16 protein-coding genes and 1 pseudogene are annotated in these 25,214 nt (G+C 70.6%); 7 read left to right on the forward strand and 10 right to left on the reverse strand.

The annotated features are described in order from the left end of the window. Positions 1-101: 101 nt before the first annotated feature. The 4 genes from RLT59_RS18205 (at position 102) to RLT59_RS18220 (ending at position 4,399) form a co-directional block, all read left to right on the forward strand. Entirely contained in the window at positions 102-953 is an 852-nt protein-coding gene (locus RLT59_RS18205) for a M24 family metallopeptidase (protein ID WP_311304375.1), read from the forward strand. Then, a complete protein-coding gene (locus tag RLT59_RS18210) occupies positions 950-2,731 on the forward strand; it encodes an SDR family oxidoreductase (RefSeq protein ID WP_311304376.1) in 1,782 nt (593 codons plus the stop codon). The genes RLT59_RS18205 and RLT59_RS18210 overlap by 4 nt, the downstream gene beginning before the upstream one ends. Then, positions 2,728-3,708 (forward strand): MerR family transcriptional regulator, encoded by a 981-nt coding sequence (locus tag RLT59_RS18215; RefSeq protein WP_311304377.1) that lies wholly within the window; start codon positions 2,728-2,730, stop codon positions 3,706-3,708. The genes RLT59_RS18210 and RLT59_RS18215 overlap by 4 nt, the downstream gene beginning before the upstream one ends. A 148-nt stretch (positions 3,709-3,856) precedes the next feature. Next, positions 3,857-4,399, forward strand: a complete 543-nt coding sequence (locus RLT59_RS18220; RefSeq protein WP_311304378.1) for an RNA 2'-phosphotransferase — start codon at positions 3,857-3,859, stop codon at positions 4,397-4,399. 78 nt (positions 4,400-4,477) lie between these two features. Here RLT59_RS18220 and RLT59_RS18225 read toward each other — a convergent pair whose 3' ends face one another. The 5 genes and pseudogenes from RLT59_RS18225 to RLT59_RS18245 all read right to left on the reverse strand — a co-directional run bounded on the left by RLT59_RS18225 (position 4,478) and on the right by RLT59_RS18245 (position 11,691). Further along, positions 4,478-5,371 (reverse strand): LLM class flavin-dependent oxidoreductase, encoded by an 894-nt coding sequence (locus tag RLT59_RS18225; RefSeq protein ID WP_311304379.1) that lies wholly within the window; start codon positions 5,369-5,371, stop codon positions 4,478-4,480. Between the two features lie 554 nt (positions 5,372-5,925). Further along, positions 5,926-7,161, reverse strand: coding sequence for an SWIM zinc finger family protein (locus RLT59_RS18230; protein WP_311304380.1), 1,236 nt, complete (start codon positions 7,159-7,161; stop codon positions 5,926-5,928). Then, on the reverse strand, positions 7,158-10,019 hold the full coding sequence (locus tag RLT59_RS18235; RefSeq protein WP_311304381.1) for an SCO1167/SCO6262 family helicase: 2,862 nt from the start codon (positions 10,017-10,019) through the stop codon (positions 7,158-7,160). Before RLT59_RS18235 ends, RLT59_RS18230 begins: the two co-directional genes overlap by 4 nt. Positions 10,020-10,487: 468 nt before the next feature. After that, a pseudogene (locus RLT59_RS18240) lies at positions 10,488-10,736 on the reverse strand (LLM class flavin-dependent oxidoreductase); the annotation flags it as partial. A 100-nt stretch (positions 10,737-10,836) separates the two neighbouring features. Next, positions 10,837-11,691, reverse strand: a complete 855-nt coding sequence (locus RLT59_RS18245; RefSeq protein ID WP_311304382.1) for an isocitrate lyase/PEP mutase family protein — start codon at positions 11,689-11,691, stop codon at positions 10,837-10,839. Between the two features lie 190 nt (positions 11,692-11,881). Between RLT59_RS18245 and RLT59_RS18250 the strand changes: the two genes are divergently transcribed. After that, entirely contained in the window at positions 11,882-12,748 is an 867-nt protein-coding gene (locus tag RLT59_RS18250; RefSeq protein ID WP_311304383.1) for a Cof-type HAD-IIB family hydrolase, read from the forward strand. Positions 12,749-12,979: 231 nt separating this feature from the next. On the opposite strand, the gene RLT59_RS18255 is transcribed toward RLT59_RS18250, so the two are convergent. The 5 genes from RLT59_RS18255 to hisC form a co-directional block, all read right to left on the reverse strand. Then, complete coding sequence (locus RLT59_RS18255) at positions 12,980-14,812, reverse strand: GAF domain-containing sensor histidine kinase (protein WP_311304384.1); 1,833 nt, start codon at positions 14,810-14,812, stop codon at positions 12,980-12,982. 57 nt (positions 14,813-14,869) lie between these two features. Further along, positions 14,870-18,397: a thiol reductant ABC exporter subunit CydD gene (cydD, locus tag RLT59_RS18260; RefSeq protein ID WP_311304385.1), complete on the reverse strand. Its 3,528-nt coding sequence runs from the start codon at positions 18,395-18,397 to the stop codon at positions 14,870-14,872. A gap of 67 nt (positions 18,398-18,464) precedes the next feature. Next, positions 18,465-19,466, reverse strand: coding sequence for a cytochrome d ubiquinol oxidase subunit II (gene cydB / locus RLT59_RS18265; RefSeq protein WP_311304386.1), 1,002 nt, complete (start codon positions 19,464-19,466; stop codon positions 18,465-18,467). Positions 19,467-19,484: 18 nt separating this feature from the next. Beyond that, positions 19,485-20,993: a cytochrome ubiquinol oxidase subunit I gene (locus RLT59_RS18270; protein ID WP_311304387.1), complete on the reverse strand. Its 1,509-nt coding sequence runs from the start codon at positions 20,991-20,993 to the stop codon at positions 19,485-19,487. A 330-nt stretch (positions 20,994-21,323) separates the two neighbouring features. Further along, positions 21,324-22,403 carry a histidinol-phosphate transaminase gene (gene hisC / locus RLT59_RS18275; protein WP_311304388.1) on the reverse strand — a complete coding sequence of 360 codons (1,080 nt, stop codon included), beginning with the start codon at positions 22,401-22,403 and terminating at the stop codon, positions 21,324-21,326. Positions 22,404-22,774: 371 nt separating this feature from the next. Between hisC and RLT59_RS18280 the strand changes: the two genes are divergently transcribed. Continuing rightward, positions 22,775-23,887 carry a LacI family DNA-binding transcriptional regulator gene (locus RLT59_RS18280; protein WP_311304389.1) on the forward strand — a complete coding sequence of 371 codons (1,113 nt, stop codon included), beginning with the start codon at positions 22,775-22,777 and terminating at the stop codon, positions 23,885-23,887. A gap of 173 nt (positions 23,888-24,060) precedes the next feature. Continuing rightward, the gene (locus RLT59_RS18285; protein ID WP_311304390.1) at positions 24,061-25,119 is read left to right on the forward strand and encodes a metallophosphoesterase; all 1,059 of its coding nucleotides are present in this window, start codon (positions 24,061-24,063) and stop codon (positions 25,117-25,119) included. Positions 25,120-25,214 lie beyond the last annotated feature (95 nt).

Below are 25,214 nucleotides of genomic sequence, written 5' to 3' on the forward strand. Positions count from 1 at the left end.
ACAGGTCCGGCGGACCTCTTGACGTAGCCGCCGGACATTGTCACATTCATCAGTGTCACGTTACGGGCACGTACCGCACACGGCAGGGAACGGACGGTGGCATGGCTTCGCGAGTGATCGGCCAACAGGCCCCGGAGCTCCAGGGGTTCAGAGAAGTGCAACGCCTCGCGTACGCCTGCGCGGAAGCGGTCGCCGCCCGTCTGCGGCCTGGGGTGACCGAGCGGGAGGCGGCCCGGATGCAGCGCGAGTGGCTGAGCCGGCGCGGAGTGCGGGACTGGTTCCATCTCCCCTTCGCCTGGTTCGGGGACCGCACGGCGTTCACCGGCTTCAAGGTGCCGCTGCAGTTCTTCCCGACCGACCGGCGGCTGGAGCCGGGGATGCCGTTCATACTCGACATGGCGCCTGTGTACAAAGGATTCACCGCCGACGTCGGCTACTCGGGCTGCCTGGGGCTCAACCCGCTGCACGACAGGCTGCTCGCCGACCTGGAGACGCACCGCGAGCTGATCCTGCGCGAGGTGCGCGAGCGGCGCCCGCTGCGCGAGATATACGAGGACGTCGACCGCCTGATGATCAGGCAGGGTTACGCCAACCGGCACCGCGCGTATCCGTTCGGCGTCATCGCCCACAAGGTCGACCGGGTCACCGAACGACGCTGGTCGCCAAAGGTGTTCGGATTCGGCAGCCAGTCCCTCAAGGGGCTGCTGAGTGACGCGGTCCACGGGCACCGGGAGGGCTGGTCGCCGCTCTGGAGTCCGTACCGCTTCTCCGGTCATCCGCCGCAGCCGGGGCTGTGGGCGGTCGAGCCCCATCTCGGATTCCGGGGTACCGGCGCGAAGTTCGAGGAGATCCTGGTCGTCACCGACTCACGGGACCCCGAGCAGAGCGCCTTCTGGCTGGACGACGATCTGCCGCATGTGCGGCGCTGGGCCGAGGAGAGGGTGGCGGCATGAGTCTGCTGGATCTGTCGGGGGCGCGCGAGCGCCGGGTGTCCACGGGCGGTATCGAGCTGTGCGTCGTCGAGCTGGGTGAGGCGACGCGTCCGACGATCGTGCTCGTGCACGGCTACCCGGACAGCAAGGAGGTCTGGACGCAGGTCGCGCGGCAACTGGCCGAGCGATGGCACGTCGTGCTGTACGACGTGCGCGGCCACGGCAGCTCGACGGCGCCCGTTCCGCTGCGCGGCGGCTTCACCCTGGAGAAACTGACCGACGATTTCCTGGCCGTCGCCGACGCGGTGAGCCCGGACCGGCCGGTGCACGTGGTCGGGCACGACTGGGGTTCGGTCCAGGCCTGGGAGTTCGCGACGGTCAGCCGTACGGAGGGCCGGATCGCGTCCTTCACCTCGATGTCCGGTCCCTCCCTGGACCACTTCGGGCACTGGATCAAGCAGCGGATGGCCCGGCCCACTCCCCGCCGGGTCGGCCAGTTGCTGGGCCAGGGCGCCAAGTCCTGGTACGTGTACATGCTGCATATCCCGGTCCTGCCGGAGCTCGCCTGGCGCGGGCCGCTCGGCAAGCGGTGGCCCGGCATCCTGGAGCGGCTGGAGAAGGTCCCGCCGGGCGACTACCCGACGGCCTCCCTGCCCGATGACGCGGCGCACGGGGCCTGGCTCTACCGCGACAACGTCCGGGCCCGGCTGCGCAGGCCCCGCGCCGACGCCTACGCGCACGTGCCGGTCCAGCTGATCACCCCGACAGGTGACATCTTCCTCTCGGAGCAGCTCTACGACGGACTCGACGCATGGGTACCGGCTTTGACCCGCCGCTCGCTGCCGGCCAAGCACTGGGTGCCGCGCACCAGGCCGGACCAGCTGGCCTCCTGGATCAACGAGTTCGCCGCCGCCAACGAGTCCGCCACACAGGGCGGCATCCCGGTGCAGGACACCGTCCCGAAGGGTGCGCACGCGGAGCGGTTCGGCGGGCAGCTCGTCTTGGTGACGGGTGCGGCCGGCGGGATCGGGCGGGCCACCGCGTTCGCCTTCGCGGAGGCGGGTGCCCGGGTGGTCGCCGTGGACCGGGACGCGGACGGGGCGGCCCGTACCGCCGAACTGGCCGGGCTGATCGGCGCCCCGGCCGCCTGGGCGGAAATGGTCGACGTCAGTGACGAGGCGGCCATGGAGAAGCTGGCGGAGAAGGTCGCCACCGAGTACGGGATCGTCGACGTCCTGGTCAACAACGCCGGGATCGGGCTGTCCGGCTCGTTCCTGGACACGACCGTCGAGGACTGGAAGCAGGTCCTCGACGTCAACCTCTGGGGGGTCATCCACGGCTGCCGGCTCTTCGGCAAGCAGATGGCCGAGCGCGGACAGGGCGGCCATATCGTCAACACTGCCTCCGCGGCCGCGTATCAGCCGTCACGCGCGCTCCCGGCGTACAGCACGTCGAAGGCCGCCGTGCTGATGCTCAGCGAATGCCTGCGCGCCGAGCTCGCCGAGAAGTCGATCGGGGTGAGCGCGGTCTGCCCCGGCATCGTGAACACGAACATCACCGCGACCACCCATTTCGCCGGGGCCGACGCGACGGAGGAGCAGCGGCTGCGGAAGCGGACGAGCAAACTGTACGGAGCCCGCAACTACCCGCCGGAGAAGGTGGCAGAGGCGGTCCTGCGGGCGGTCGTCCGCAATCAGGCCGTCGTAGCGGTGACGCCGGAGTCGCACGCGGCCCGGTTCCTGTCCCGGCTCAGCCCCGGCGCCCTGCGCGGCATCGCCCGGCTGAAGCCGCCGCTGTGAGCGGCCCGGGTCCGGCGGCCGGACGGGCGACCGGACAGGCGGCCGCGGAGTACCGCATCGAGGATCTGGCGCATGCCAGCGGTGCCACAGTCCGCACGATCCGCGCCTATCAGGACCGGGGGCTGCTGCCGACTCCGGAACGGCGGGGCCGGGCCAATGTGTACCGGGACACCCATCTCGCCCGGCTCCGGCAGATCGCCGACCTGCTCGACCGCGGCTACACCCTGGCCAGCATCAAGGAGTTGCTGGAGGCGTGGGACACCGGGCGGGGCCTCGGGGGAGTACTCGGGCTCGTCGCGGAGGTCCACGGGCCGTGGACCGATGAGCGGGCGGACCGGATCACGCGGGCCGAGCTGGATGTGAGGTTCGGCGGCGCCCAGGACGAGCAGGCTGTCGCGGAGGCGGTGGACCTCGGGGTGCTGGAGCGGATTCCCGGCCGCGACGACGAGTTCCTGGTGCCGAGCCCCCAGGAGCTGTCGGTAGCGGTTGAGTTGCACGCGGCAGGCGTACCGCTCAGCGCGATCTCCGGACACCTGCGGGAACTTCGGGGCCAGGTCGAGCAGATAGCCTCCCGCTTCCTGGAGTTCACGACGGAGCACGTCTTCGCCCGCTATCTCGGCCATCGGCCGCCGACCGACGCGGACGCCGCCGAGGCCGCGGCACTGGTGCGCAGGCTCCGCCCGCTGGCCCGGCAGACGGTGGACGCCGAACTCGCGCGGGCGATGCAGACGTTCGCCACCCGTCACCTGGAGCACCACCTCACGACGGAGGAGCCCTTCACCTCGGGAGTCACCGCGCATCCGCCGGTACCGGTAGCTTTGCCCCCCGCGACAATCACGGCCGTGGAGCGTCTTGTTGGTCGGCAACAGGCCGCAGCCTTCATCACCGCAGCCACCGAACGTGAGGTACAGGCAAGGACATTGGATACACTTACCTCATCTCACTCAAAAGCAAAGAAACTTGGCCAAGTGCATTAAAACGTACGCCACTTGTCCACAGGATCGCCAAATTGCCTGTGGATAACCTGAGTTGGCTGTGGATCAAACCTGTGCACAAAAATTTCCGCTGTGGATCCGGAACGAAATCCGGATGCGCCGGAGAAGGCGCCGCGGGCACCTTGGACGGATGGACGAAAGACGCACCGTGAAGGTGTCGAAGTACCTCTCGAAGCATCTGCGGCATCAGCCGGAACGGATCGGACTCCAGCTCGACGCACACGGCTGGGTGGCCATCGACGACCTGCTAAGGGCCACGGCCCTCCACCGCTTCCCGCTCACCCGGGCCGAGCTCGACCATGTGGTCGCCTCGAACGACAAGCAGCGATTCGCCGTCGAGGGCGGCCGCATCCGGGCGAGCCAGGGGCACACCGTCGCTGTGGACCTGGACCTGCCGCCGGCCGAGCCGCCCGCGTACCTCTACCACGGCACGGTCGGCCGGTTCCTGGACGCGATCCGGAGCGAGGGGCTGCGGCCGATGAACCGCACCCACGTACACCTCTCGCCGGACCGTGAGACGGCGACCCGCGTCGGCGCCCGGCGCGGCCGGCCCGTCGTGCTGTCCGTGGACACCGGCGCGATGCACCTGGCCGGTCACACCTTCCGCGTCAGCGCCAACGGAGTCTGGCTCACCGACGCGGTGCCCCCGGAGTTCCTGCGCCTGCCCGGCTGACCCGGGAGCGAGGCGGTGGCAGGGCTCCAGCGGCCCGGATCCACCTCCTCACCCCTTCGGAAACGGGACAACGGCAGCTCAACCCAGCTGCTGGACGGCTTCCGTCGCGATGCGCTCGAAGACGCCCTGCTCGGCCGCGAAGTCGGAGTCGGGAATCGGCCAATGGACCACGATCTCGGTGAAGCCGATCTCACGGTGCCGGCCCGCGAAGTCCACGAAGGCATCCACCGAATCGAGCATCCTGGAGCGGTCCGGGGTGAACGCCGTGAGCAGAACCTTTTCCAGCTCGGCCACATCCCGCCCGGCCTCCCCGCACGCCGCCCCGAGCCTCAGGACCTGCCCGCGCAGCGCCTCGTCCGACTGCGCCGGTGTGCCCTCCTCGTACAGCTTCGGGTCGCCCGTGGTCACCCACGCCTGCCCGTACCGCGCGGCGAGCCTGAGCCCGCGCGGGCCGGTGGCGGCGACGGCGAAAGGCAGCCGGGGACGCTGCACGCAGCCCGGGATGTTCCGGGCCTCGACCGCCGAGTAGAAAACCCCCTCCTGCGTCACCGCGTCCTCCGTGAGCAGCCGGTCGAGCAGCGGCACGAACTCGCCGAAGCGGTCAGCGCGCTCGCGCGGCGTCCACGCCTCCTGCCCCAGCGCTGTGGCGTCGAAGCCGTTCCCGCCCGCCCCGATCCCCAGCGTGACCCGTCCGCCGGAAATATCGTCGAGGGAAATCAGCTCCTTGGCGAGCGAAACCGGATGACGGAAGTTCGGGGATGTCACGAGGGTGCCCAGGCGCAGACGCTCGGTGGCGGTCGCCGCCGCGGTCAGCGTGGGCAGCGCTCCGAACCACGGTCCGTCCCGGAAGGTGCGCCAGGACAGGTGGTCGTAGGTGTAGGCGGCGTGGAACCCAAGGTCTTCCGCACGCCGCCAGATCTGTCGTCCCTTGCTCCAACGTTGGACGGGAAGGATCACGGTGCTCAGTCGCATGACTGCGACCCTATGTTCTTGTGACCGCGAGCGACCAGGGGGAGCGGATGCCACCGGCTGCGGCCGCGTCGGTACGCGTCGCGTCCGTGCACTCCGGAGCGGTGCCACGGCCCTTCAGCCCTCGCGGTAGCGCGCCGGAGACGCGGGCGCGCTTTTCTTCCCAGGTCCAGTCGCCGCCCTCCGGTGAAACGGGGCTCCGCCCGACAACTCGAAGAACGGGCCCGCCGACCTGGAGGTCGCTTTCAGGATCGCGATGGAAGACAGCATCGGCTCGATCCCTTCGCTGTCACGGCGACAGGCGTCACTGAGCGGCTGATGATCGGGCCGCGGTAGTGGACGTGGTGGCCTTTCGCCTTCAGTACTTCGCTCAGGGACTTGTACCAGCCATCGGTACGACCTTCTCGTGCCCAGCACCGAAGGATTTCCATCGTCTCGTCCAGCGCTGCCTCGCATTCGGCGTCGCCCTGACGCATTCGGACCTCCCCATCCGCGATGGCTGCCCACCGTATGCCGGTACCGGGTATCGGCCAATGCCGTGCTCACCACCGCCGATGTCACGTCCCGGTCCGGCTCCAGACCGAGGTGAGCGCGCCGACCGGGTCGGCATCCGGCGACGCTGCGGGCCACCATTGGCCGTCATCGTCCCGGAGATAGGGGTACCAGCGGGCGCCGGGGCCCAGGCGGAGTTGAATGCCGTGCTCGGTGAGGGTGAGGCGGTTGTGCCAGGCGCGGAGAGGGGCGGGGCCGGGGGCCATCTCGACGAGGGCCGCGGTCAGGGCGGTGCGGGCGGCCTTCATCACCACCGGATCAGGGGTGTGCGGCTGTTCGGCGACGATCAGTCCGGTGGGGCCGCCGTGGCGCCAGGCGCGGGTGAGGCGGGCGAACGCGATCGGTCTGGTGCCGGTGTTCTGGACCAGGCGGTGGAACCATTCGGGTCCGGGGCCGCTGGCGGCGATCCGCACCGCGTCCTGGTGCTGGGTCAGGTGCAGACCGGTGGTGTCGCCCGCGAGAAGCCGCGCTGCGCGTGCGGCGGTGTCGGTCATGAGGCGTTCCAGATCCGTTGTGGACAGTCCGGTGCCGGAAGGCGGAGCGACGGGGAGCGCGGCGGCGTGGGCGGCCGGGGCGAGGAGTTCGGGAAGCCGTGGGGTGTGTTCGGCCCAGCGGTTGTAAGCGGCGCCGGCCGGGATGCCCGTCGGGGCCGATGGGGCGGCAGTCTCCTGTTTTGCCCTACGGCGCGCGCGCAGCTCGGCGAGGACCTCCTCCCGCCTGCGGCCGCGCAGCGTGAAGAGCACGAACGGGTCGGCGTCGATGGTGGCGGCGATGGCGTAGCAGAGCGCGGCGGCGTGCTTGCAGGGGTACCCCCAGTCGGGGCAGGAACACTCGGGGTCGAGTTCGGTGGGCTGCGGGAGGAGGGGGACGCCCGCTTGGCGGGCGTCGTCGACGAGTTCGGCGGGCATCTCGTCGTCGAGGAGCGCGGCGAGATGGCCGGCGCGGGCCGCGATGGTGTCGAGCAGGGTGGCCCACTGGGTGTCGGTGAGGACGGGCAGGTGGACGGAGGAGCGGTACGGGCGCGGCTGGCTGCCCCGGACGGCGGCCTTGACCTGGCCCGGGGCGAAGGTGGCCGGGCCGACCATGCCCTTGCGGGTGTAGGTGCGGCCGCGTGTCAGGCGCCCGGTGTCCAGGCTGGAGTCCTCCAGGGCGGTGACCCATGCCTGGCCCCACCAGGTGGCGGCGAAAGCGCGCTTGCCGCGGGCGGGCGCACGGCGCGGGCCGGGGACCGAGGGGCTCATGACTGCCTCCCCAGGGCGACGAGTTCGGCAAGGTCGGCGTCGGACAGTTCCGTCAGGGCGGCCTCGCCGGAGCCGACGACGGCGTCGGCGAGCGCGCGCTTGGAATCGAGCAGTTTCGCCACCTTGTCCTCCACGGTTCCCTCCGCGATGAGCTTGTGGACCTGGACGGGCTGGTCCTGGCCGATGCGGTAGGCGCGGTCGGTGGCCTGGTCCTCGACAGCCGGGTTCCACCAGCGGTCGTAGTGCACGACATGAGTGGCGCGGGTCAGGTTGAGTCCGGTGCCGGCCGCCTTCAACGACAGGAGGAACACCGGAACCTCACCGCGCTGGAAGCGTTCCACCATTTCCTCGCGCCGGGTGACGGGGGTGCCGCCGTGCAACAAGAGGGTGGGGATGCCGCGCTCGGCGAGATGGCTCTCCAGGAGGGCAGCCATCTGCTTGTACTGGGTGAAGACCAGCACTGATTCGCCTTCGGCGATGATGGTGTCGACCAGTTCGTCGAGCAGATCGAGCTTGCCGGAGCGGCCGGCGAGCGACGTGGACCGGCTCAGGCTGTGCTCCTTCAGGTACTGGGCAGGGTGGTTGCAGATCTGCTTCAGCGTGGTGAGCAGTTTCAGCACCAGACCGCGTCGGGCGATGCCCTCGGACTCCTCGATCTTCGCCATGGTCTCGCGGACCACCGCCTCGTACAGGCTGGTCTGCTCGGCCGTCAGCGAGACGACGCGGTCGGTCTCGGTCTTGGGCGGCAGTTCGGGTGCGATGCCAGGGTCGGACTTCTTGCGGCGCAGCAGGAACGGGCGGACGAGACGTGACAAGCGCTCGGCGGCCACCGAGCCCTCGCCGTCCCCAGCGCCCGTCTCGATGGTGCGGGCGTACCGGTCGCGGAAGGCGGTCAGGGATCCGAGAAGCCCTGGGGTGGTCCAGTCGAGGAGCGCCCACAGTTCGGAGAGGTTGTTCTCCACTGGCGTACCGGTCAACGCGACGCGGGCACGGGCCGACAGGGTGCGCAGTTCGCGGGCGGTGACGGCGTAGGGGTTCTTGACGTGCTGGGCCTCGTCGGCGGCGATCAGTGACCAGGCGGTCTCGGCGAGGACGTCACGGTCGCGCCGCAGCACCCCGTAGGTGACCAGGACGATCTCGTCGTCGGCCAGGTCCTCGAGGTGGCGGTCGCCGCCATGGTAACGGCGCACGGGGACGGTCGGCGCGAACCTGGCGGCCTCGCGCTGCCAGTTGCCGAGCAGGGAGGCGGGGCAGACGACGAGGGTGGGGCCAGCGGTGGCGGGGGCGGTCTGGCGGTGGAGATGCAGGGCGAGCAGGGTGATGGTCTTGCCCAGGCCCATATCGTCGGCGAGGCAGCCGCCGAGACCGAGTTCGCACATCTCGGCCAGCCAGGCGAGTCCCCGCTTCTGGTAGTCGCGCAATGTGGCCTCGAGAGCGGCGGGCTGGGCTGCGGGAGTGCGGGACTCGGGATCACGGATCCGGGTGACAAGATCGCCGAGCGCGCCGACGGCCTCGCTGACGAACGTCTCCCCGTCCCGCTCCATCTCACCGGTCAGAGCGGCGCTCAGCGCCTCCATAGGGGTGAGCGGTTCCATCCGGCGGCGCTTCGCGCGGGCCACCAGCTTCGGGTCGGCGACGACCCATTGGTCGCGTAGCCGGATCAGAGGGCGGCGCGCCTCGGCAAGGGCATTCATCTCCGCCTCGGTGAGAGGTTCGCCGCCGAGCGAGACCTGCCAACGGAAGTCGAGCAAAGTGTCGGCGTCGAGCAGACCGCCGGCGCTGGAACCGGGAGCGGTGCGCTGCCCGATCTCCGCAGTCGCGGTGAGCGCCTTGACCAGTGCACGCGGCCAGTGCACGACAATACCGGCCGCACGCAGCGCGTCGGTTGCTTCGCCCAGCAGGTCGAAGGCCTCGTCGTCGGTCAGCCGGAGCTGTTCGGGAGCGGCGTCCGCCAGCAGTCGCTGGAGCGGGGGCCAGACGCGGGCACCGCGGCGCAGCGCGAGCAGTGTCTCGGTTTCGGCGCGTGGGCCGAGCAGCCTCTCCACCTCACCGGGCTCGCTCCACAGCCGTGCGGCCTCCACGACGAGCGCAGGATCCGCCGCGGTGCGCAGTTGAAGGACAGCCCGGAACTGCCGTCGTCGACCCTCGGGCACGTCGACACGCAGCGAGACGCCGACCTCGGCGGTCAACGCGGCAGCGGTCTCCTCGGCCCAATCGCGCAGCGCGGGCACGGCCCGGGTATCGCGCCAGACGTACGGCACCGCTCCCACGGCGAAAGGCGCGGCCGGAGTGCGGACCAGGTCGTCGGCGACCGCGTCGCAGAACTGGCGGACCAGAGCGGCCGGTTCGGCGATGCGTACCGGAGGCGGGCCGGGCTCGGGAAGGCAGTGGGCATGGGGTGGGAAGGCTGCGGCGAAGGCGTCCAGTGCCTGCCGCTGGGCAGCGGTGAAGGGGCCCGCCCGCCAGGTGTCGTAACCGGCCGGAGTGAGGGCCGGGTGGAGGCGGCCGTCGGCGAGCAGCCGCAGGGCGAAACAGGCGGCGCCCTGCCAGGCTGCGGCGGACGGGTGCGGTGGCTGAGCCCCGGTCAGAGCGGACACGGCGACCGCGACCGGCAGCGCGTAGCCGTCCACCCTGCGTCGTCTGACCGAGCGGCCATGTGGCAGCACCAGTTCCACCGAGTCGGTTTCCACACCCGTCGGCACGTCACCGCCCCCGGCGACCGCCCCGGCGGGCTGCCACAGCAGGAGCCGCCCGAGGCGGGCCGGCTCTCCGGGCAGGAACACCGCCGCCCAGCCCCTGTCGAGAAGCTCCCGCGCCCACGCGGTTGCCTCGGGTGCGGCAAGCGGTGATGCGCTCATCACGCCCGAGCCCGTGCTTACTTCTCGTACGACGACCCGTGCCACTCGTTTCCGTCCTAGCACCATCCGGGGGCTCCCGAAGGTGGCCCCGCCCACCACCGGACTCCACCACGTGCTGTCACCCACCGGCAAGCCCTGGCCATGCCTTCACGGGTGGGAACGGGACTTTTACCGCAGGCACCGTATGTGTCAGGCGGAGGATCGCCGTGGCCCGGTCCACGTCCGCCCTGGGCGCCGATCTCGCCATCAGAGCGAACAGCGTCAGGGAGGTCAGCCATGCACGAGTGAACCTGCCTCGACTGCTACGTACGCGACCGTCCGAGATGGCACTGCGCCGACCGGGCACGGTGGCCATGTCGGCCTCGGCGTCGACGACGTGGCCCACCCGTGCGGCGGCCGTGTACAGCTCTTCGGTATCCGACCGGGCAGCTGTACTCGCCGGCCGAAGGGAATCCGCTTAGCTCAGGCCGTGATAGGTGAAAAAGGCTTGACCGATGTGACGAGGGTTCCCACCCGGAGGCGGGTGGTGGCCGTCGCGGCGGCGGTGAGGGTGGGCAGGGCACCGAACCAGGGACCGTCGCGGAAGGTGCGCCAGGAGAGGTGGTCGTAGGTATACGCCGTATGAAAGCCGAGCTCCTCGGCGCGCTGCCACTTCGCCCGGCCTCCCTCGTGCCAGCGGTCGACGGGGAGAATCACGGTGCTCAGACGCAGGCTCATGATCCGAGCCTACGTACCGACGCCCTGTCGTCCGGCCGAGTCGCCCGGGGAAGCTTGTCGCCGGAGCCGGTCGCCCGTCACTAGACGTCACGCGAACCTGTCAGCAGACGTCACGCGGACCTGTCAGCCACCGGTTCACGTCTCCGTACGGCGGGGCCTGTGCCGCGAAGTCGAAGGTCCCGTGGTCGAGCACCTCACGGGCTGCCCGGACGAATCCGCCCAGGGCAGCCCGGGACAGGGTCGAACCGAGGCTGATCCGGCGCACCCCGCAGGCGGCGAGCGTGGCCACGTCCAGCGCGGGCTGCTGGCTCCCTGCGAGGACGTTGACCGGTCGGCCGACCGAGGCGCACACGGTGCGTACCGCCTCGGCCGACGGCAGTCCGGGCGCGTACAGGACGTCGGCGCCCGCCTCCTCGTACGCCTGGAGGCGGCGGACCGTGTCGTCGAGGTCGGGGCGCCCGTATAGGAAGTTCTCGGCGCGTGCGGTGACGGTGAACGGGAAGGGCAGGCCGCGCGCCGCCTCCACCGCCGCCGTCACCCGGTCCACCGCCTCGGCGAGCGGACGGACCGGGTCATCGTGAAGCCCGGTGGCATCCTCGACCGAGCCGCCCACCAGCCCCGCCTCCGCCGCCGCGCGAATGGTCTCGGCAACGCCCTCCGGGGTCTGCGCGAAGCCGCTCTCCAGGTCGGCGGAGACCGGCAGCGGCGTCGCGGCGGCGATCTCCCCGGCGTTGGCGAGCACCGTGTCGCGGTCCAGCAGATTCGCGCCGTCCGGCAGGCCGAGAGCGACGGCGAGACCGGCACTGGTCGTCGCGAGCGCCGAGAATCCGAGCCCGGCCAGAATCCGGGCGGTGCCCGCGTTCCACGGGTTGGGGACCACGAAGGGTTCGGGCCCGTTGTGCAGTTCCCGGAACGCGGCGCCCCTGGACTGCAGCTCGCTCAAAGACAGTTGCACTCTTACTCTCCCCATCAGGTCCTCGGAAACAGGCACTCGGATCGCCTCGGCAGGATGTCCAGTCCGGCTGTCGCGACGCAAGGCGGAACCCTTGGCATATGCCAGAGGGATACCACCTGTTCAGGGGCGCGCCTACTCAGATGTGCGCCCCTACGCACGCCCGTGCACCCTGGTACGCGAGAATGGACCGGTGACCTCAGCTACCGATCACCCTCTCCCGGCCGCTCCCCGGCTGATCGCCACCGATCTGGACGGCACCCTCCTGCGCGACGACAAGACCGTCTCGGACCGTACGGTCGCGGCGCTCGCCGCCGCCGAGGAGGCCGGGATCGAGGTCTTCTTCGTCACCGGCCGACCGGCCCGCTGGATGGGTGTCGTCAGCGACCACGTCCACGGCCACGGCCTGGCGATCTGCGCCAACGGCGCCGCCGTCGCGGACCTGCACGACGACGGCCGGCTGCTGAAGGTCCGCGACCTGGACCGGGAGGCCGCCCTCGACGTCGTGCACACGCTGCGCGCGGCCGTCCCCGGCACCTCCTTCGCCGTCGAGCTGACCACCGGTATCCACTACGAGCCGGCCTACCCGGCCTTCCACCTCGACCCCGGTGCCACCGTGGCCCTCGCGGAGAAGCTGCTCCGCGAGGAGCTGCCCGGGACCGGAGCCCCCGTGCTGAAGCTCCTCGCGCACCACGGGGAACTGGCCCCGGACGACTTCCTCGCCCTGGCCCGTACCGCTGCGGGCGACCGGGCCTCGTTCACCCGGTCCAGTCCGAGCGCCCTCCTGGAGGTCAGCGGACCCGGCGTCTCCAAGGCCAGCACGCTGGAGCTGTGCTGCGCCGAGCGTGGCGTCTCGCCCGCCGAGGTCGTCGCCTTCGGTGACATGCCCAACGACGTGGAGATGCTGAGCTGGGCCGGCACCTCCTACGCGATGGGCAACGCCCACCCGGCCGCTCTGGCGGCGGCCACCGGCCGCACGGTCACCAACAACGAGGACGGCGTCGCGGTCGTCATCGAGCGGATCATCGCCGAGCGGGCGCTGTCCCGCAGTGAGCACTGACTGGACGAACGCGGACTCCCCGCTGCACGGCAGTGACCACCGAACGAGTCCGGACCAGCCCGCATCGCGGTGACCGCTGACCGAGCGCGAACCCCCTGCACCGGAGTGACCGCTGACCCAGCGCGAACCCCCCGCACGGGAGTGACCGCCGAAGGGAACGCGAACCCGGCCGCACCGCGGTGACCATCGAGGAAACGCGAACCCGGCCGCACCGCGGTTCGCACCCCGCCGTCACAGGGGTGCCTGCCACACCACCGCCGTACCGCCGCCGTCCTCCCCCAGGCCGGGTCCGAACCAGCTGGCCCCGCCCAGCGACTCCGCCCGGCGGGCCAGATTCCGCAGTCCGCTGCGCCGGCCGCCCGGCGGGATGCCCACGCCGTCGTCCGCGACCGTCAGCCGCACCGCGTCCCGCCCGTCGGGAAGCGTGGCGGTCGCGTCCACGACCACGTCGATCCGGGACGCCACGGCATGCCGGAAGGCGTTGGAGAGAGCCTCCCGCAACGCCGCGATCAGGTTCTTTCCGGCCAGCTCGCCGACCGCCGCGTCGACCGGACCGACGAAGTGGTGCGACGGCTTGAAGCCCAGGGGGACCGCCGCCATGTTGATCTCGCGCAGCACCCGGGTACGCAGCCCCGACGGCGCCTCGGCCGGTTCCTGCTGAAGCGCGAAGATGGCGGTACGGATCTCCTGGATGGTCACATCCAGCTCGTCGACCGCCCGGCCGACGCCGGTCTGTACCTCCGGGACGTCCGACCGGCGCTGAGCGCTCTCCAGCATCATCCCGGTGGCGAACAGCCGCTGAATGACCAGGTCGTGCAGATCGCGGGCGATCCGGTCGCGGTCCTCGTAGACCGCGAGCCGCTCCCGGTCCCGCTGCGCCTCCGCCATCATCAGCGCCAGCGCCGCCTGCGAGGCGAACTGGGCGGCGAGGATCCGCTCCGTCTCCGTGAACGGCCGGCCGCCCCTGGCACGCGGGGTGGCGAGCGCGCCGAGCACCCGGCCACCGCTGTGCAACGGGAGCAGCATGCTCGGCCCGAACCGGTCCGCCAGCGTGGTGATCATGCGGGGGTCGGTGGCCGAGTCGTCCACGAAGACGGCCTCGCCGCCCAGCAGCATTCCCACCACCGGACTCTGCGCCGGGATGATCACCCCGAGCGCCCCGGTCGGCTCCGTCTCGGACACGGCGACGATCTCCAGCCCGCCGTCCTCCGCGGGCAGCAGCACGATCCCGGCGGCGGAGGCGGCGAGGTGGCGGGCCTGTTCGGCCACGACCGCGAGCGCGTCGTCGGCGTCCCCGCCGGAGAGCAGGGCGGTGGTCACGGCCACCGAGCCGTCGATCCACCGCTCCCGCTGCCGGGCGGCCTCGTACAGCCGGGCGTTGCCGATGGCGATGCCCGCCTCGGTGGCCAGCACCCGCACCATGTGCAGGTCGTAGTCGGTGAACTCGCCCCCGCCGTCCTTCCCGGCCAGATAGAGATTGCCGAAGATCTCGCCCTGCACCCGGATCGGTACGCCGAGGAACGTCCGCATCGGAGGGTGGCCAGGCGGGAATCCGGCGAACCTCGGATCGGCCGTCAGATCCGCGAGCCGCACGGGACGGGGATCGTGGATCAGTGCGCCGAGCAGGCCCCGGTGTCCGTCCGGCCGATGGCCGATCTCGCGCGCCACCGGCTCCGGGACTCCATAGGTGACGAAGTCCGAGAGACCCTTGCCCTCTTCGTCCACGACACCGATGGCCGCGTAGCGGGCGTGGGCCAGTTCGGCCGCCGTCTCGCAGATCCGGTCGAGGGTGGTGTGCAGTTCGAGCCCTGTGCCGACGGAACGCATGGCTTCCAACAGCTGCGGTACGCGGGCGGTGAGTTCGGTGGACAGACCCCGCAGACTGCGGGTCGCCTCCGTCGCGGCTTCGAGCGGCCCCTCCGGGCGCGCGGTGTGCTCGGGGTACTCAGTGTGCCCCTGGCGCTCCTGACGCTCCCAGTGCTCCTGGTGCCTCGAATCCTTGGAGTCCTTCGAATCCTTGGAGTCCTTCGAATCCTTCGAGTCCCTCGGACCCTGCTCTGACATACCCAGAGCATAGTTAGTCCCTTTTGTTGGGGAAAGTCGAAGCCTGGCGGGGCCTCATCAGACCCGCACGCCCGGCGATGCTTCCGCCGGCTCCCTCACCGTCTCGCGCTCGCGCGCCAGCATCCGGCTCAGCGGGCCGTCCACCGCCACAAGAGCCGCGTACGGGCCACGCTGCACCACCGCTCCCGCGTCCAGGACCACCACCTCGTCGACCGCGTCCAGGCCTTCGAGCCGGTGGGTGATCAGCACCGTCGTACGTCCCCGGGTGGCCGCCAGCAGGTCCGCCGTCAGGGCGTCGGCGGTCGGCAGGTCGAGGTGCTCCGCGGGCTCGTCCAGAACGAGCACGGGGAAGTCCGCCAGCAGCGCTCGGGCCAGCGCGAGCCGCTGGCGCTGGCCTCCGGAGAGGCGGGAGCCGTGCTCGCCGACCAGGGTGTCCAGCCCGTCCGGCAGCGCCTCGGCCCAGTCGAGCAGCCGGGCCCGTGCGAGGGCGTCGCGCAGCTCCGCGTCGGCCACTCCGGTACGGGCGAGACGCAGGTTCTCCCGGATGGAGCTGTCGAAGATGTGGGCGTCCTGGGCGCAGAGCCCGACGAAACGCCTCACCGTGTCCCCGGCCAGCGCGGACGCCTCCACACCGCCGATCCGGTACGTCCCCGCCCGCGCGTCCAGGAAGCGGAGCAGGACCTGGGCGAGCGTGGTCTTCCCGGAACCCGAGGGACCCACGACCGCGATGCGCCTGCCGGCCTCCAGGGTGAGGTCCGCGCAGTCCAGGGCGTCGTGCTCCGCTCCCGCGTACCGGGCAGAGAGCCCCCGTACCTCCAGCGGGAAGGGCGATGCGGGCGCCTCGGCCGGTGCGGCGGGTTCGCGTACCGGCACCGGGGCGTCGAGCACCTCGTACACCCGCTCCGCGCTGCGCTTGACCCGTTGCCGGTACTGAACGGCGAGCGGGAGACCGGTGACGGCCTCGAAGGCGGCCAGCGGGGTGAGGACGACGACGGCGAGCTCCACCCCGGCCAGCCGCCCGTCGGCCACCGCGGGGAGGGCGACGAGTGCGGCGGCGACCACGGTGAGGCCGCCGATCAGCGCGGTGAGCCCGCCGCCGAGCGCGGTGGCGGTCGCCGCCCGGGAGGCGATCCGGGTGAGGACGCCGTCGGCCTCCCGGGTCCTGGCCGAGCGTCCGGGCAGCGCGCCCGCGACGGTCAGTTCGGCCGTCCCGCCGAGCAGGTCGGTGATCCGGGTCGCCAGCTCGGCGCGGGCGGGCGCCAGCCTGCGCTCGGTGCGCCGGGCGCAGGCGCCGCTGACGAGGGGGACCCCGACCCCGGCGAGCACCAGTCCGGCAGCGAGCACGGCGCCCGCCTCCGGCAGCAGCCAGCCGGTGAATCCGGCAGCTGCCGCGCCGACGAGGAGCGCGGTTCCGGCGGGCAGCAGCCAGCGCAGCCAGTAGTCCTGGAGGGCGTCCACGTCAGCGACGAGCCGCGAGAGCAGATCCCCGCGCCGGGTCCGGCGCAGTCCCGCGGGCGCGATGCGCTCCAGGCCCCGGTAGACATCGACGCGCAGCGCGGCGAGCATCCTGAGCACCGCGTCGTGCGAGACGAGGCGTTCGGCGTAGCGGAAGACCGCCCGCCCGATGCCGAAGGCGCGGGTCGCCGTGACCGCGACCATCAGGTAGAGCACCGGGGGCTGTTCGGAGGCGCGGGAGATCAGCCAGCCGGAGACGGCCATGAGGCCCACCGCGGAGCCCAGCGCGAGGCTGCCCAGCAGCAGGGCGAGCGCGAGCCGGCCGCGCTGTGCCCCGGCGGCCTCCCTGACCCGGGCCAGCACATGCCCGGTCCGGGCCGCGGTGTCCCGCAGCACCTCGGGCTCCCGCACCGCCTCGCCGCCGATGAGGTCGTCAGGGGCACCGGCCGGACGCGGCACCACGGCGGCGACAGCGGACCCGGCCGGCCCGGCCGTCGCGGCAGGCTCCAGCGTCACCACCCGGTCGGCGACCGAGAGGAGCGCCGGCCGGTGCACCACCAGCAGCACGGTCCGCCCGGCCGCCAGCCGGCGTACCGCCTCGACGATGCCCGCCTCCGTCTCACCGTCCAGGCTCGCGGTCGGCTCGTCAAGCAGCAGCACCGGCCGGTCGGCGAGGAACGCGCGGGCGAGCGCGAGACGCTGCCGCTGTCCTGCGGAGAGGCCCGCGCCGTCCTCCCCGAGAAGGGTCGCGGCCCCGTCCGGCAGGGCCGCCACGAATTCGTACGCCCCGGCGTCGCGCAGCGCGGCCGTCACCGCGCTGTCGTCCGCCTCCGGCCGGGCCAGCCGTACGTTCTCCGCGATCGTGCCGGCGAAGAGGTGCGGGCGCTGCGGGACCCAGGCGATCCGCTCCCGCCAGCGTTGGGGGGAGAGGTCCGCCAGGTCGGTTCCGCCGACCCGCACCCGCCCCTCGTCGGGTGCGGCGAATCCCAGCACCACGTTCAGCAAGGTGGACTTGCCCACGCCGCTCGGGCCGACCAGGGCGACGGTCTCCCCCTCCTCCACCACCAGCGTGGCCCCGGCGAGCGAGGGCTCGGTGCGCCCCGCGTGCCGGACGGTCACATCCCGCAGCTCCAGCCGCAGAGACGGGGGGACCTCCCGGGTACCGCCCGCGGGCGGCTCGGTCTCCAGGACCGAGAAGATCTCCTCTGCGGCCGAGAGGCCCTCGGCGGCGGCGTGGTACTGCGCCCCGACCTGCCGGAGCGGCAGATAGGCCTCCGGCGCGAGGATCAGCACCACCAGTCCGGTGTAGAGGTCGAGTTCGCCGTGGACCAGCCGCATGCCGATGGTGACGGCGACGAGGGCCACCGAGAGCGTCGCCAGCAGCTCCAGGGCGAAGGACGACAGGAAGGCGATCCGCAGCGTGCGCACGGTCGCCTGCCGGTACTGCGAGGTGATGGTGCGGATGGACTCCGCCTGGGCCTTGGCCCGGCCGAAGACCTTCAGCGTCGGCAGCCCGGCGACCACGTCGAGGAAGTGGCCGGAGAGCCGCGAGAGCAGCCGCCACTGGCGGTCCATCCGCGACTGGGTCGCCCAGCCGATCAGGATCATGAAGAGCGGGATGAGGGGCAGGGTGACGACGATGATCGCCGCCGAGATCCAGTCCTCCGTGACCACCCTGGCGAGCACCGCCACCGGCACCACCACGGCGAGCCCGAGCTGCGGCAGGTACCGGGCGAAGTAATCGTCCAGCGCATCGATACCCCGGGTGGCGAGCGTCACCAGTGAGCCGGTGCGCTGCCCGCTCAGCCATTCCGGGCCCAGCGCCGCCGCCCGGTCGAGCAGTCGACCGCGCAGCTCCGACTTGACGGCCGCACCGGCCCGGTGAGCGGCCAGTTCGGTGAGCCAGGAGACCAGCGCCCGGCCGACCGCGACCGCCGCGAGCAGCAGGAGCGGCGTACGCAGTCCGGATCCGGTGAGCCCGTCCTCGAATCCGCCCACCACCACTTCGGCGACGAGCATGGCCTGGGCGATGACCAGCGCCGCTCCGGCCAGTCCGAGTACCACCACAGCCACCAGGAAGAGGCGGGTGGCACGGGCGTGGCGGAGCAGACGCGGGTCGATCGGTTTCACGTGAAACACCCCATGGAAATCGGCTCGGTCAGGAAGGCATTCACTGCGTCGCGTGTATGCGCTGCGTTCAGTGCGCGTCAGCGATGTGGTGCGTACCGATCCGCTTGCGGAACACCCAGTAGGTCCAGCCCTGGTACAGCAGCACCACGGGAGTGGCGATCCCCGCGCACCAGGTCATGATCTTCAGCGTGTACGGGGTGGACGAGGCGTTGGTGACCGTGAGGCTCCAGGCATCGTTCAGCGAGGACGGCATGACGTTCGGGAAGAGCGTCAGGAAGAGCATCGCGACCGCGGCCGTGATGGTCACACCGGAGAGGGCGAAGGACCATCCCTCACGGCCCGCCGCGACGGCGCCGATCGCCCCGACCAGGGAGACCACCGCGATGATCATCGCGATCAGGCTCCAGCCGCCGCCGTTGTCGGCCTGGGTCCAGATCAGGAAGCCCAGCGCCAGCACCGCGGTGACCGCACCCAGTTTCAGGGCCAGCGAGCGAGCCCTGACCCGGATGTCGCCGACCGTCTTGAGCCCCGCGAACACCGTCCCGTGGAAGGTGAAGAGGGAGAGCGTGACCAGCCCGCCGAGGATCGAGTACGGATTGAGCAGATCCCAGAAGTTGCCCACGTACTCCATGTCCGCGTCGATCTTCACGCCGCGCACGATGTTGCCGAAGGCCACGCCCCAGAGCAGGGCGGGGATCAGCGAGGTCCAGAAGATAGCGTTCTCCCAGTTGTTCTGCCACTTCTCCTCGGGCCGCTTCGCCCGGTACTCGAAGGCGACACCGCGCACGATCAGGCAGAGCAGGATGATCAGCAGCGGCAGGTAGAACCCGGAGAACAGCGTGGCGTACCACTCGGGGAACGCGGCGAAGGTCGCTCCGCCAGCGCTGAGCAGCCAGACCTCGTTGCCGTCCCAGACAGGCCCGATCGTGTTGATCAGGACCCGTCGTTCCTTGCGGTCGCGGGCCAGCAGCTTGGTGAGCACACCGATCCCGAAGTCGAATCCCTCCAGGAAGAAGTAGCCGGTCCAGAGGACGGCGATGAGCACGAACCAGACGTCGTGGAGTTCCATCTCTCGGCTCCTGCGCTCTCAGTAGGAGAAGGCCATGGGCCGGTCGGCGTCGTCATGGTCGCCGCCGATCCTGGTGGGCGGGTTGAGGTCGTCGTCCGTGAGCTCCGGAGGCCCTGCCTTGATGTACTTCACGAGCAGCTTGACCTCGACCACGGCGAGTGCCGCGTAGAGCAGGGTGAAGAGGATCAACGAGGTGAGCACCTCGCCCTGCGAGACGCCGGGGGAGACCGCGTTGCGGGTCTGGAACACGCCGTAGACGACCCAGGGCTGGCGGCCCATCTCGGTGAAGATCCAGCCCCAGGAGTTGGCGATCAGCGGGAAGAGCAGGGTCCACAGGGCGACGATCCAGTAGCACTTGGCGAGCTTGGGGCTCAGCGCCTTGTTCTTGAACAGGACCAGATGCGGCACTTCGTCCTCACCGGTCCGCATGCCCGGTGGCAGCATGAACTTCTTCCGGGTCAGCCACAGTCCCAGGATGCCGAGCGCGAAGGACGCCATCCCGAAGCCGATCATCCAGCGGAAGCTCCAGAAGGCGACCGGGATGTTGGGCCGGTAGTCGCCGGGCCCGTACTTCTCCTGCTCCGCCTTGTTGATGTCGTTGATGCCGGGGACGTAGGAGTTGAAGTTGTCGTCGGCGAGGAAGGACAGTATTCCGGGGATCGAGATCTCGACGGAGTTGTGGCCCTTGCTGACGTCTCCGTACGCGAAGATCGAGAAGGGCGCGGCGTTCTGGCCGTCCCACAGTGCCTCGGCCGCCGCCATCTTCATCGGCTGCTGCTTGAACATGACCTTGCCCAGCTGGTCACCGCTGACGGCGGTGAGCAGGCCCGCGATCACCACGGTGATCAGCCCCAGCCGCAGTGAGGTCCGCATCACCGGGATGTGCTTCTTGCGGGCCAGGTGGAAGGCGGCGATGCCGACCATGAACGCCCCGCCGACCAGGAAGGCCGCCGTGATGGTGTGGAAGAACTGGGCGAGCGCGGTGTTCTGCGTGAGCACGTGCCAGAAGTCGGTGAGCTCGGCGCGTCCGCGTTCCTTGTTGATGCGGTAGCCGACCGGGTGCTGCATCCAGGAGTTGGCCGCCAGGATGAAGTACGCGGAGAGGATGGTGCCGATCGAGACCATCCAGATGCAGGCGAGGTGGATCTTCTTCGGCAGCTTGTCCCAGCCGAAGATCCACAGACCGATGAAGGTCGACTCGAAGAAGAACGCGATCAGCGCCTCGAACGCCAGCGGGGCTCCGAAGATGTCCCCGACGAACCGCGAGTAGTCCGACCAGTTCATACCGAACTGAAACTCCTGGACGATGCCGGTGACGACGCCCATGGCGATGTTGATCAGGAAGAGCTTTCCCCAGAACTTGGTGGCCCTGAGGTACTTCTCCTTGTTGGTCCGCACCCAGGCGGTCTGCAGGCCCGCGGTGAGCGCGGCGAGCGAGATCGTCAGGGGAACGAAGAGGAAGTGGTAGACGGTGGTCGTTCCGAACTGCCATCGCGCCAGGGTCTCCGGCGCCAGAGCTAGCTCCACGTCGTCTTCTCCTTACGTCGCCGTAGTCGCACCGGCAGTTTGTCCTTTAAATCCGACGGATCACGGGATGAACCAGGACACGCTTGTGAACGCGTTCACATTCACAAGCAATTATGGCGCACAGACTTTCGGGATCTTCCGGGGGGGGTACCCCCTTAGAGCGGAAGCGACTATTCCCCTGAAGCGGACATGCCCGCGTCGAGCCGGATCCCGCTCCGCCCGGCCCGGACACGCGAACGGGCCCCGCACCTCGCGCACGAGATACGGGGCCCGACAGACCGGCTTCCGGGGCTGGACCTCCCGGAGCCGGGGCCGAGGCTGAGGCCGCGGCTACAGCTCCTTGCGGTACGACTCCGCCACCTTGAGGAACAGGTCGTTCGCCTCGTCCTCACCGATCGTGACCCGCACGCCCTCGCCCGCGAACGGCCGGACCACCACACCGGCCTTCTCGCAGACCGCGGCGAAGTCGACGGTACGGTCCCCCAGCCGCAGCCAGACGAAGTTCGCCTGGGACTCCGGCACCGTCCACCCCTGCCCCACCAAGGCCTTGTGCACCCGCTCCCGCTCGCACACCAAAGACCCCACCCGGCCCAGGAGTTCGTCCTCGGCACGCAGCGAGGCCACCGCCGCGTCCTGCGCGAGCTGGCTCACACCGAACGGCACCGCCGTCTTGCGCAGCGCGGCCGCCACCGGCTCGTGGGCCACCGCGAAGCCGACCCGCAGCCCCGCCAGCCCGTAGGCCTTGGAGAACGTCCGCAGCACCGCCACATTGGGCCGGTCCCGGTAGATCTCGATGCCGTCCGGCACGTCCGCGTCGCGGATGAACTCCTTGTACGCCTCGTCCAGAACCACGAGCACATCGCCCGGCACCCGGTCCAGGAAGCGCTCCAGCTCGGCCCTGCGCACCACGGTGCCGGTCGGGTTGTTCGGATTGCAGACGAGGATCATCCGGGTCCGGGCCGTGATCGCGTCCGCCATCGCGTCCAGGTCGTGCACCTCACCGCTGGTCAGCGGCACCTTCACCGACGTCGCCCCGCTGACCTGGGTGATGATCGGGTACGCCTCGAAGGAGCGCCAGGCGTAGATGACCTCGTCGCCCGGCCCGGAGGTCGCCTGGAGCAGCTGCTGCGCCACACCGACCGAGCCGGTGCCGGTGGCCAGGTGCGAGACCGGCACACCGAAACGGTCGGACAGCTCGTTCATCAGGCCGGTGCAGGCCATGTCCGGGTAGCGGTTGAAGTGCGCGGCGGCGACCATCGCGGACTCCATCACCCCCGGCAGCGGCGGATACGGGTTCTCGTTGGAGGACAGCTTGAACGCGGCCGGTCCGTCCGCCGCGGCCGGCTTGCCCGGCACATAGGCGGGAACGCCGTCCAGCTCGGCACGCAACTTGGGGCTCGTCTCGCTCACCGCGGGTCCTCCTCGACCGTCCGTACACATCAATACTGCTCACCTTATGAGGATTGGGCGCCGCTGCGAATGGCGGGACCGGGGATTCGTCCGGTGGGCCCCGGAATGAGGGGGAGCGCTCCGCCCCCTGGCGCGCGCCGGTGGCTCACTCCGTGGCGCGCGTCCCCCGAAGAGGTGAGTTGAGACCTCTTCGAAACATCACACCTACGACAGGCCCATCCGGTCCGACGCCCGACACATGATGGTCCTGACCGACAACACCCTTGATTACCAAGGGCATTTGCATTAAATGATCATGCAGAAACGTGCCTGTCAACGCGTGCATATGCGATCGGACCAACTGCCCGTGCGAGCCCTACTATCGGCTCGCCATGACAGCAGCAGGGAAGCACCAGGTGAGCCGGACGGAGACCCCCCGGCGCGGCGGCAGGCGGGGACGAGCAGGCATCCGGGATGTGGCCGCCGCCGCCGGAGTCTCCATCACGACCGTCTCCGACGCGCTCAACGGCAAGGGCAGGCTCCCGGACGCCACCCGCCGCCATGTCCGCGAGGTCGCTGAGCGCCTGGGCTACCGCCCTTCCGCCGCGGCCCGAACCCTCCGTACCGGCAAGTCCGGCCTGATCGGCCTGACCGTGACGACCTACGGGGACGAACCCTTCACCTTCACCGAATTCGCGTACTTCGCGGAGATGGCCAGAGCGGCCACCTCCGCCGCGCTGGCCCGCGGCTACGCCCTCGTCATCCTGCCCGCCACCTCACGCCACGACGTCTGGTCGAACGTCGCCCTCGACGGCACTGTCGTCATCGACCCCTCCGACCAGGACCCGGTCGTCACCGAACTCGTCCGCCAGGGGCTGCCCGTCGTCTCCGACGGCAGGCCGGCCGGGACCCTCCCGGTCACCGCCTGGGTGGACAACGACCACCGGGCCGCCGTGCTCGACCTCCTCGACCATCTCGCCGCCGCCGGGGCCCGCCGTATCGGGCTGCTCACCGGCACCACCACGGACACGTACACCAGGCTGTCCACCACCGCGTACCTCCACTGGTGCGAGCGGGTCGGGCAGGAGCCGGTGTACGAGTCCTACCCCGCCCACGACCCGTGCGCGGGCGCGGTGGCCGCCGACCGCCTGCTGGCCCGTCCGGACCGCCCTGACGCCGTCTACGGACTCTTCGACCCCAACGGCACCGATCTGCTCGCGGCGGCCCGCCGGTACGGTCTGCGCGTCCCTGAGGACCTGCTGCTGGTGTGCTGCAGCGAGTCCACCGTCTACGCGACGACCGAACCGCCCATCACCACCCTCTCGCTCAAACCGCGCAGAATCGGCACGGCGGTCGTGCAACTGCTCATCGACGCCATCGAAGGCGTCGAGCACGACGGCCCGGTGGAGCAGGTGATACCGACGGAACTCATCGTCCGGACCTCCTCCCAACGCCGTCCGCCCCGCACCACGGTCAGCGCGCCGCGCTCTCCGGCAGGGGATTGATCAGACCAATTGGGACCAATCGACCGAGGAACCCGGCGTGCGTTCGGATTCACCACCCCTGGTGCGTCACAGAGCACGATTCGCATTCCTATGATGGGCGGACGACACCGCGGACCGCCCCGACCAGCAGGGCCCGTCAGGTGTACGGCGGCGCGACGGTGGTGGAGGGGTCGATGACACAGGGGGCCGGTCAGGAACCCGCGGTGCGGACGGCGACGTTGCGCGACTTCCGCGTACCGCCCTATGCGCAGTCCCCGGCCCCGCCGGCGTCTCCGCACCCGGGCAACGCCTTCCCGGAGGGCGAGGCGCCGGAGGGGTACACCCCCACCGCGCGCGACCTTCCGGTGATCACCCGCGAGCCCACCGTCCAGGTGCGGGCCGTTCCCGAACCTCGGCCCGCCCAGGATCCGGAGCTCGGCCCGCTGTACGTGGTCGGTGACGTCCACGGCTATCTGGACGAGCTGCACGCCGCCCTCACCGAACAGGGCCTGATCGACGGTGACGGCAACTGGTCCGCGGGCAACGCGCGGCTCTGGTTCCTCGGTGACTTCACCGACCGGGGGCCCGACGGCATCGGCGTCATCGACCTCGTGATGCGGCTGTCCGCGGAGGCCGCGGCCGCCGGCGGCTACTGCAAGGCCCTGATGGGCAACCACGAGCTGCTGCTCCTCGGCGCCAAGCGGTTCGCCGACACCCCGGTGAACTCGGGCGCGGGCACCGCCACCTTCCAGGCCGCCTGGCTGCTCAACGGCGGCCAGAAGAGCGACATGGAGCGGCTCCAGGACGTCCACCTCCAGTGGATGTCCCGGCTCGACGCGGTCGTCGAGGAGGACGGGCATCTGCTGATGCACTCGGACACCACGGCGTACCTCGACTACGGCACCACCATCGAGGACGTCAACGACACGGTGCACGCCATCCTGACGCGGAACGACGCCGACGAGTGCTGGGACCTCTTCCGCAAGCTCACCAAGCGCTTCGCCTTCCGCGACGAATCGGGCCCGCAGGCCGTCCAGCAGCTGATGGCGGCCTACGGCGGCCGGCGCGTCGTCCATGGCCACAGCCCCATTCCGTATCTGCTCGGCGAGGTCGGTTCAGAGGACGGCGAGGACAGTGCCGGACCGCTGGTGGACGGCCCGCACGTGTACGCGGACGGGCTCGCCATCGCCATGGACGGCGGAGTGACCATGGCCGGAAAGCTACTGGTCGTCCAACTCCCCCTGCATGACTGACGCTCTTCGGGGAAGACGCATCAACGACCTGACCGTGCCGACCACTGGGCCTATTTCCGGAAACCCCCTGTCACCCTGTGCCGTGGGCGCTCTAC

Origin of the sequence: Streptomyces sp. ITFR-6, assembly GCF_031844725.1 — a bacterium.
In the GTDB taxonomy this organism is placed as follows: domain Bacteria; phylum Actinomycetota; class Actinomycetes; order Streptomycetales; family Streptomycetaceae; genus Streptomyces.